The organism is Micromonospora sp. ALFpr18c, assembly GCF_008868155.1.
Lineage (GTDB): Bacteria > Actinomycetota > Actinomycetes > Mycobacteriales > Micromonosporaceae > Micromonospora.
The window spans coordinates 1-9,516 of sequence record NZ_WBKR01000226.1; the positions used below are offsets into that span (position 1 = coordinate 1).

The 9,516-nt window shown below is 74.2% G+C and carries 7 protein-coding genes and 1 pseudogene; 6 read left to right on the plus strand and 2 right to left on the minus strand.

From position 1 onward, the window contains the following. From F8271_RS27405 to F8271_RS27420, 4 genes are all read left to right on the plus strand, one after another. A partial coding sequence (locus F8271_RS27405) for a DUF305 domain-containing protein (protein WP_151492743.1) occupies positions 1–574 on the plus strand: 574 nt, incomplete at its 5' end. Between the two features lie 43 nt (positions 575–617). Then, positions 618–1,829, plus strand: a complete 1,212-nt coding sequence (locus tag F8271_RS27410; protein WP_151492744.1) for a sensor histidine kinase — start codon at positions 618–620, stop codon at positions 1,827–1,829. Next, positions 1,826–2,491, plus strand: a complete 666-nt coding sequence (locus F8271_RS27415; RefSeq protein WP_151492745.1) for a response regulator transcription factor — start codon at positions 1,826–1,828, stop codon at positions 2,489–2,491. The genes F8271_RS27410 and F8271_RS27415 overlap by 4 nt, the downstream gene beginning before the upstream one ends. 147 nt (positions 2,492–2,638) lie before the next feature. Further along, the gene (locus tag F8271_RS27420; protein ID WP_151492746.1) at positions 2,639–5,122 is read left to right on the plus strand and encodes an ABC transporter permease; all 2,484 of its coding nucleotides are present in this window, start codon (positions 2,639–2,641) and stop codon (positions 5,120–5,122) included. A gap of 83 nt (positions 5,123–5,205) precedes the next feature. On the opposite strand, the gene F8271_RS27425 is transcribed toward F8271_RS27420, so the two are convergent. After that, positions 5,206–6,468, minus strand: a complete 1,263-nt coding sequence (locus F8271_RS27425) for a nucleotide sugar dehydrogenase (protein WP_151492749.1) — start codon at positions 6,466–6,468, stop codon at positions 5,206–5,208. A gap of 48 nt (positions 6,469–6,516) precedes the next feature. Then, positions 6,517–7,860 carry a serine/threonine-protein kinase gene (locus F8271_RS27430; protein ID WP_151492747.1) on the minus strand — a complete coding sequence of 448 codons (1,344 nt, stop codon included), beginning with the start codon at positions 7,858–7,860 and terminating at the stop codon, positions 6,517–6,519. 535 nt (positions 7,861–8,395) lie between these two features. Here F8271_RS27430 and F8271_RS27435 point away from each other — a divergent pair. Next, entirely contained in the window at positions 8,396–9,073 is a 678-nt protein-coding gene (locus F8271_RS27435; protein ID WP_151492748.1) for an RNA polymerase sigma factor, read from the plus strand. A gap of 16 nt (positions 9,074–9,089) precedes the next feature. After that, positions 9,090–9,516 (plus strand): annotated as a pseudogene (locus tag F8271_RS27440) (hypothetical protein); the annotation flags it as partial.

The window sequence follows — 9,516 nt, forward strand, 5'->3', positions numbered from 1 at the left end:
AAGAGCCAGGACCTCGCCCACCCCGACCGGCCCCGAGCCGCCGCCGGTGATCGTCCCCGGCCGACCGGGGGAGGCCGCGGTCACGCGGCCCGCGCACGAGGTACGCGACGACAGCGCGCCCCGCTACAACGCACTGGACACCGTCTTCGTCCAGATGATGATCCCGCACCACCAGCAGGCGCTGGAGATGACCGAGCTGGCCGACGAGCGGGCCTCCGATCCCCGCATCCGCGCCTACGCCGACCGGATCAGGGCCGGTCAGGGCCCGGAGATCGCGGTGCTGCGCGGCTGGCTCAGCACCCGCGGCCTGCCCGCGTCGGCGCCCGGGCACGACCACGGCGGCATGCGCGGGATGCAGTCGCCCGAGGCGATGCGCCACCTGGCCGACGCGCGGGGCACCGAGTTCGACCGGCTCTTCGTGCGGATGATGAGTGACCACCACCAGGGTGCGGTGGCCATGGCCACCGACCTGCTGTCGGTCGGCCTCGACCTGACCCTCAACGAGATCGCCACCTCGCTCGCGACCGAGCAGGCCGTCGAGATCGCCCGCCTGCGCGAACTCACCCCACCCTGACCGGCCGCGCCACGAGCCGCGTACCGCTCGACACGTACGCTGGGTGACCGTGAGACGCACGATGTTCGGTCGCCCGCTGCGCGGCGTCGCCTTCGACGTGGCCGTCTCCGCCGTGGTGGCGCTCGTCGGCCTGGCCTCCGCGGTGGCCCAGCCGGGCGGCTGGTGGGCCACCCTGGTCGGCGTGGGGATGGCGGCGGCGCTGCTGTTCCGCCGTACCCACCCCAGCGCGGTGACCGTGGTGGTCGCGGCACTCGCCCTGGTGCAGGTGATCGCCCAGTGGGGTCCACTCGCCTACGACGTGGCCGTCCTCATCGCCCTCTACAGCGTGGTGAAGTACGGCGAACGGCTGCGCGACGGTGTGCTCGCCGGTGCCGTCGCCGCCGTGGGCGTGCTGCTCGCCGCCGCGCAGACCCCCGGTGTCATCCAGTGGTGGGTGACCGCGCTGTGGTACGCGCTGGTCACCGGCGCGGTCTGGCTGGTCGCGCTGAACGTGCGCACCCGACGGCTCTACGTGCTCAGTCTGGAGGAGCGGGCCAGCACCCTCGAACGCGAGCGCGAGGCCGAGTCCCGGGCCGCGGTCGCCGAGGAACGCACCCGCATCGCCCGCGAGCTGCACGACGTGGTGGCGCACAGCATGGCCGTGATGATCGTCCAGGCGGACGGCGCGCGGTTCATGCTCGATCGGGACCCCGAGCAGGCCCGTACCGCCGTGAAGGTCGTTGCCGACACCGGCCGGCAGGCCCTCGAGGAGATGCGCCGGCTGGTCGGCGTCCTGCGCGACGCGGGCCCGACCGGCGCCGGCGGACCGGGGGTGCCCGCCGACCCGGAGCACCGCCGGCTGGCCCTGACCGACCTGCCCGACCTGTTGACCCGGTTCCGCGGCGCCGGGCTGCGCATCGGGCACACCGTCACCGGCGAACCGCCGGTCCTGCCGCCGGGGCTGGAGCTGACCGTCTACCGGGTCGTGCAGGAGGCGCTGACCAACGCGCTCAAGCACGCCGGCGTCGGCGCCCACGTCGAGCTGACCCTCACGTACACCACCGACGCCGTCGTGGTCCGGGCCGTCGACGACGGTCGCGGCCGCCCGGTGGTCGGCCCGGCGCCGTCCGGCGGTCACGGTCTGCTCGGCATGCGCGAGCGGGCGACGGTGTACGACGGCAGCCTCACCGCCGGGCCCCGGCCATCCGGGGGCTGGCAGCTGGAGGCCCGGCTACCGCTACCGTCGGATCCCGCAACGGAGGTGATCGCGGCATGACGATCCGCGTGGTGATCGTGGACGACCAGGCGCTGGTGCGCGCCGGGTTCCGGATGGTGCTGGACTCGCAGCCCGACCTGGAGGTGGTCGGGGAGGCCATCGACGGCGCGGACGCCCTGCGGGTGCTCGCCCGCACCGAGGCCGACGTCGTGGTGATGGACGTCCGGATGCCGACCATGGACGGGGTGGAGGCCACCCGCCGGCTCTGCGCCGACCGGCCCTCGGGGCCGCCCCGGGTGCTGGTGCTGACCACCTTCGACACCGAGGCGGACGCGTTCGCCGCGCTCCAGGCCGGGGCGAGCGGGTTCCTGCTCAAGAACGTCCCGCCGGAGGAGCTGCTGGCCGCGATCCGGGTCGTCGCCCAGGGTGACTCGGTGGTGGCGCCGTCGATCACCCGGCGGCTGCTGGACCGGTTCGCCGGGCAGCTCGGTGCCGGCCCGACCGCCGATCCCCGGCTCGCGCAGCTCACCGACCGGGAGCGGGAGGTGCTGCTGCTCGTCGCACAGGGACTGTCCAACGCGGAGATCGCCGCCCGGGTGCACGTGGCCGAGGCGACCGTGAAGACCCACGTCGGGCGGATCCTGGCGAAGCTGCACCTGCGCGACCGGGTCCAGGCGGTGGTGCTGGCGTACGAGAGCGGGCTGGTCACGCCCGGCGGATGAGCCCGCGTACGACCTGGGTAGTACCGGTCGACGGGCACACCGCGACCCGGGACGCACACAGGTCGAGCGCACAGGTGGAGATCGACTGACCGGTGCCGGCCATAGCGTCGGAGGGGTCCGATCCGCACCGCCACCGGGGAGCCCCGCATGATCCGCCTGACCCTGCGCTCGCTGCGTGCCGAGGCACTGCGCATGCTGCTCTCCGCGCTGGCCGTCGTGCTCGGCGTCGCGTTCATCGCCGGCACCCTGATCCTCGTCGACGGGATGCGCGCCGGCGCGTACGAGCGGGCCGGCACCTTCGACCGGCACACCGACCTGGGCGTGTACGCCACCGGCACCAGCCCGCTGCCCGCCGCTCTGGTCGACCGGGTCCGGGCGGTCGACGGGGTGGCCGCCGCCGCCGGGGAGCTGACCGGCACCGGCGGGGTCGTCGGCGCCGACGGCCGGCCGGTGCTCGGCTTCGCCGTGCTCGCCGCCATCCCCACCGAGCCCGCCCTGCGCTCGTACGACGTGGTCACCGGACGGCTGCCCGACCGCGCTGGCGAGGTGGTGCTCGACGCCGAGACGGTGGCCGGGGAGGGCTTCACCCTCGGTGCGCCGGTCCGCATCGGTGGCTCCGGTGGGCAGGCCCGCCCGTACACGCTGGTCGGCACCGTCGACGTGGCCGGCACCGTGCGGGACATCGGCGGGCCGTTCATCGGCCTGGTCGGGCCGGACGCCCTCGCCGTCACCGGGGAGGCCGGCTACGGCCGGATCATGGTGGCGGCCCGGCCGGGTGTCGCGGCGAGCGCGCTCACCGAACGGGTACGCGCCGTCGCCGGCCCCGACGCCAGCGTGAAGGGTCGCCAGCAGATCCTCGACGAGGCCGTCGACGAGGCGGTCCGCAGTCTCGACCAGTTCACCATGCTGCTGCTGATCTTCGTGGCGGTCGCCGTGGTGGTGGCCGGTTTCGTCATCGCCAACACCTTCGCGATCGTGCTGGCGCAGCGCACCCGGCGGACCGCGCTGCTGCGTCTGGTCGGCGCCACCCGCGGTCAGGTCTTCCGCTCGGCGCTGCTGGAGTCGGCGGTGGTCGGGGCGGTCGCCTCCGCGCTCGGGGTGCTGCTCGGGGTGGCTCTCGCCGGCGGGATGCGGCTGCTGTTGACCCGCCTCGACGTGCCGGTCTCCGGCGGGCTGCGGGTGACCGGGTCGACGGTGCTGACCGCTCTGCTGCTGGGCACCGTGCTCACCGTGGGTGCCGCCCTGCTCCCGGCCTGGCGGGGCACCCGGGTCGCGCCGGTGGCCGCGTTGACCGACGCCGCGGTGCAGCCCAGTCGGGGCGCGGGTCGTCTCCGGCTGATCTCGGGCGCGGTGGTGCTGGGCGCCGGGATCGCCGCGCTGGCCGGTGCCGCCAGCGCCGGTCAACTGCTGCTGGTGGCCGCCGGCGGGGTGCTGGCCTTCCTCGGGATCGTCCTGTTCGGACCGGTGCTCGTGCCGGCGCTGGTCCGGGTGTTCGGTTGGCCGGTCCGTCGCCTGCTCGGAACGGCCGCCACCCTCGCGGTGGCCAACGCGGTCCGCAACCCACGCCGGGTCGCCGCGACCGCCACGGCCCTGGTGATCGGAATCGGACTGGTGTCGGCGTTCGTGGTGGGTGCCCGCAGCACCAAGGACGGCATCGAACGCAGCGTGGACGCCGAGGTCGGCACCGACTTCGTGGTCAGCGGGATCGGTCAGGACCTGCCCGGCGCGCTGACCGGTGAGCTGGCCGCCCGACCCGAGCTGGGCGTGGTGCACGAACAACGCAGCACGGTGAGCGCCGACATCGAGATCCGCGCCGCCCACCCGGCGCTGGTCGGCCGGACGATCACCGGTGTGCTCGCCGGCGACGCGACCCGGCTCGGGCCGGGACGGGTGCTGGTGCACCGGGAGTTGGCCCAGTCCAACGGCTGGACGGTCGGCTCACCGGTCACCGTCGGCGGGCGCCGGTTCCAGGTGGCCGCCGTGGTCGCCGACGACCGGCCCGCCATGGTGGCCGGCGCCGCCCCCGTCGGGCACGTCATCGACATGGCCGACGAGGACTTCGCCGCGCTCTTTCCCGACCGGCACGGCTTCCTGACCGAGATCGATCCCGCCGCCGGCGTCGACGCCGACCGGGCCCGCGACGCCATCGAGGCGGTGCTGGCCGCCTACCCGACGGTCACCATGATGGACCAGGGGGCGTACAAGAAGATGCTCACCGGCACGGTCGACATGCTGCTGGCGTTCGTCACCGCGCTGCTCGGCCTGGCCGTGGTGATCGCCCTGGTCGGCGTGGCGAACACGCTGAGCCTGTCGGTGGTCGAACGGACCCGGGAGAACGCGGTGCTGCGGGCCGTCGGCATGACCCGGGCCCGGATGCGCGCCATGCTCGCCGTGGAGGCGGTGCTGATGGCGATGGTCGGCGCGGTGCTCGGCATCGGGCTGGGCACCGGGGTGAGCGCCGCCGCGATGGCGCTGCTGGACCGCCTCGGCGGTGACTTTCACGTGGTGCTGCCGCTCGGCCAGCTCGGACTGCTCCTCGCCGTGGCGGTGCTGGCCGCCCTGCTCGCCTCGGTGCTGCCAGCCCGTCGGGCGCTGGCGCGGCCCGTCGTGCAGGCACTCGCCGACCAGTGACCCCCTCCGCTTGCCGCACACACGGACATCCGCTGGCCGGTCCTGCCATCTTCCTGGCGGCGGACCGGCCAGCGGTGCCGGGTCTACAGGCGCTCGACCATCGGGCCGGTGCACCGATTGCGGGTGTCGAAGACGTAGCGGGCGTGCTCGACCACCAGGTCGTAGTCGAAGGTGTCGTGGTCGGTGACCACCACCACCGCGTCGGCGGCGCGCACCTCCCGCTCGGTCAGCCCCACCACGGTCACCCCGGCGGGGATCTGGTGGGCCTCGGCGTACGGCTCGACCGCGTGCACCTCGGCGCCGAGGTCCTGCAGCCGACGGGCCACGTCGACGGCGGGGGAGTCGCGCATGTCGCCGGTGTTCTTCTTGTACGCCAGTCCGAGCAGCAACAGCCGGGCTCCGCTGACCGCGCGGCCGCTGCGGTTCAGCCCGGCCATGATCCGTTGCGCGACGTGCTCGGGCATCTCGTGGTTGACGTCGTTGGCCAGCTCGATGAACCGGAACTGCCGGCCGAGGCGGCGCTTGACCTGCCAGGACAGATAGCACGGGTCGATCGGCAGGCAGTGCCCGCCGACACCCGGGCCGGGCCGGAACGGCAGGAAACCGAACGGCTTCGTCTCGGCGGCCTCGATCGCCTGCCAGACGTCGATGTTCAGCGGATGCGAGAGCATCGTCAACTCGTTGATCAACGCGATGTTGACCTGGCGGAACGTGTTCTCGATCAGCTTGGTCAGCTCGGCGACCCTGGTGGAGTCCACCGGCACGGTGCGCTCCACCAGGCGCCGGTAGAAGCCGTCCACCCGCGCCAGCGACGTGGGGTCGACACCGGACACCACCTTCGGCGTGTTCTCCAACCGCCAGGTCGGGTTGCCCGGGTCGATGCGTTCCGGGCTGTAACCCAGGTGGAAGTCGCCGGGGCTGTGCAGCCCGCTGGCCGACTCCAGCAGCGGACGCAGCAACTCCTCGGTGGTGCCCGGGTAGGTGGTCGACTCCAGGATCACCGTGCAGCCCGGTCGTACGTACGGCCCGATGCTCACACCGGCCTGCTCGACGAAGCTCAGGTCGGGGGTGCCGTCGCGCAGCGGGGTGGGCACGGTGATGACGCAGAAGTCGAAACCCTCGGCGTCGGTGTACTCGGAGCTGGGCCGGTAGCGGCCGCTGCCCAACGCCCGGCCCAGCCGGTCGGCGGGGATGTCCTCGACGAACGACTCGCCCGCGGCGAGCCGCTTCACCCGGTCGGTGTCGACGTCGAGGCCGACCACGTTCAGGCCCGCCTCGACGGCCCGCATGGCCAGCGGTAGCCCGACATACCCCTGGCCGATCACGACCAGCTTCTCAGCGCTCACGCTCACGCAGGCTCCCGCAGCAGACGGTGGAAATGACCTGCGGAGAGCCTAGAGGTGTATTCGGCGACGTAAGTCCGTTTTGGGGATATCGGTGCTGGTGGGTCGGCTGTGTCGCCCGCTCAGCCGCCCGGCGGTCCCTCCGGGTCCGTCGCCCGATCCCACCCCGACCACCGCGCCGGGCGTCTGACTCGGCTGCGTGCTCGGCGTCGTGCTCACCGTGGCCGACGGGCTGGTCCCATGGGTGGTCGGCCGGTTCGGACGCGACGGATCCGCCGTGACCTGATCGTTCGCCGCCGGCACATCCACCTGACCGGTCGGTGCCACGGTCGGTGAGGTGGTGGGCAGCTTGACCGCCGGGGCGTCCGCATTCTCCGCCGCGCCCAGCGCCGCGATCAGGCCGGTGACCGCCACCAGCACGGTCGCCGCCGCGCCGACCAGAGCGCCCCGCCGGCCGCGCCGACGGCCCGCCGGGGCGACGGCCGCGCCGACCGGCACGTCGGTGCGGGTGCCGGGCCCGGCGTCGCGCAACGGCACGGACGCCGCCATCGCGGTGGGTGGTTCGCCGCCGGTCACCGCGGTCCGGGCCGCCTCGGCCATTGCCGCGCCACTGCTGAAGCGGTCCAGTGGATCCTTGGCCAGAGCCCGCGAGACCAGGGCGCGGACCGCCTCCGGGATCTCGTGCGGCAGCTCCGGCGGCTCGTCGTCCAGGTGCCGGACGGCGACCTGGAGCGGATTGTCGCCGGTGAACGGTGGGCCGCCGGTGAGGCAGCAGTAGGCGACGGCGCCCAGCGCGTAGATGTCCGTGGCCCCGCTGACCGGCCGGCCGGCGGCCTGCTCGGGTGCCATGTAGAGCGCGGTGCCGGGCACCGCGTTGGTGCTGGTGATGCTGGTGACGTTGGTGGAGCGGGCGACGCCGAAGTCGACCAGGACGACCGTGCCGTCCTCCTGCACCAGCAGGTTGCTGGGCTTGACGTCGCGGTGCACGATGCCGCCGAGGTGGGCCGCGTTCAGCGCGTGGGCCGCCTGGGCCACGATCGACATCGTCTCGGACACGTCGAGCCGGCCGGCCGCCTCGATCCGCTTGGACAGCGGCTCGCCGTCGACGAACTCCATAACCAGGTAGTCGGCCCGGCCGCCGTCGGGCAGGTCGTCCTCGCCGCAGTCGTAGACCTGCACGATGCCCGGGTGCCGAAGGGCCGCCATGATCCGCGCCTCGGCGCGGAACCGGGCGATGAAGTCGGGATCGGAGACCAACGCCGGCAGCAGGACCTTGACCGCGACCTGCCGGCCGAGGACCAGGTCCGAGGCACGCCAGACGTCGCCCATGCCGCCGGTGGCGACACGTTCGTCCAGGCGGTACCGACCGCTGAGCACGACCTCCGATGACAACACAGCATTACCGTACCTAGAGTGGCGCGGAACGGCGCGCTGCGGCCGACCCGCCGGACGGCCCGCACCGCCGCCCCTTCCGGTCTGACCTCCATCGACATCGTCGCTCTGTGACGGGCCGACAGCTCGCCGTGACGAAACCCGACGCATTCGTGCGACGTGTCCCCGAGCGAGGCTCACCAACAAGCGCGGGCACGGTAAGCGTCACCTGGTCACCGCCCGTTACGACGACGCGCCGGCCGGACGGTTTGATATTTGTCACTCTTCCGTGACGCGATGCCGACTTGTCGCCCGGTTGGTCCGCTCCTAGCGTTAGCGCGGCTCGGGCCCCGCCCGGTGGCCCCGACCGGTCGACACGTCGAGAGCCGACCGTCGCGGCGCTGGCCCAGACCCCCGTCCCGGCCAGTGCGGTCGCGGGCGTAATCTGATCAACTTCGGTGGAGGGCGGTGTGGTGCGGGAGCTGGTCGGGCCGTCGCATCGCGCCACGTCGGGTGCTCCGACGCCGCAGCCCAGGGCCGGGCGTCCCGCGGGCCGTCGATGACCCACGAACTGACCGAGGCGGTCACCGCGGCGCAGGCCGGCGACGAGGACGCGTTCCGCTTCCTGTACCGCACCCTGCAGCCGGGCCTGCTGCGCTACCTGACCGCCCTGGTCGGCGGGGACGCCGAGGACGTCGCGTCGGAAACCTGGCTGCAGATCTCCCGTGACCTGCCCACCTTCACCGGCGGGGAGTTCCGGGCCTGGACCGTCACCATCGCCCGCAACCGGGCGATGGACCACCTGCGGAAGCTGCGCCGCCGACCGTCGCTGCCGGTTCCGGTGCAGGCGCTCGCCGATCTGGCCAGCGACGCGGACACCGCCGAGCGGGCCGGCGAGACGATCGGCACCGAGGCAGCCCTGGCGCTGATCTCCACCCTGCCGCCCCGCGAGGCCGAGGCTGTCCTGCTCCGGGCGGTGATCGGCCTGGACGCGGAATCGGCCGGTCAGGTGCTCGGTCGCCGTGCCGGCGCCGTCCGGACCGCCGCCCACCGGGGCCTGCGCCGGCTCGCGGCCCTCCTGGAACGGCCGGCCGAGCCCAGCACGCCCACCGTCGACGCCGACCCGCCGGTCGGAGCCGAGGGCGCGGCGCCGACCGGCGAGGCGGCCGCGCGGCCGCCCCGTCCGCGCGGCGGCCGGTCCCCTCGGACGTCACACGCCGAGCCGGCGGATGGCTGACGTGAAGGGATTACGGATGAACCCGAACCGGCCGGACCGGCGGGCCGACCGCGCCGAGACCGAACGGCTGCTCGACGCGGCCCGCGCCGCCGCGCCCACCGACCCGACGCCGACCACGGAGCAGCTCCGCTCGGCGATCCCCACCGACCCGGCCACCGCGATCCACGCCGGCGACCCGGGTGACCCGCTCGCCCGGCTGCTTGCCGCCGCCGCCGCTCCGGCCCGCCCCGGTGAGCTGGCCGGCGAGCAGGCGGCACTGGCCGCGTTCCGGGCCGCCCGGGCCGACCCGCGGCCCGCCGCGGCCCACCGCTCGCGCCGCCGCCGGTTGACCACCGGCGCGGTGGCCTGGATCGGCGCGCTGGCGGCCACCGCCACGGCGGGCGCCGCCTTCGCCGCCGTCGCCCTGCACCGGGCGCCCGACCCGGCGCCCCCGGTGCCGAGCA

Coding starts and splice junctions, on each gene's coding strand:
- F8271_RS27435 (WP_151492748.1), top strand. CDS start 8,396: ATGACCCACGAACTGACCGAGGCGGTCACCGCGGCGCAGGCCGGCGAC.
- F8271_RS27420 (WP_151492746.1), top strand. CDS start 2,639: ATGATCCGCCTGACCCTGCGCTCGCTGCGTGCCGAGGCACTGCGCATG.
- F8271_RS27415 (WP_151492745.1), top strand. CDS start 1,826: ATGACGATCCGCGTGGTGATCGTGGACGACCAGGCGCTGGTGCGCGCC.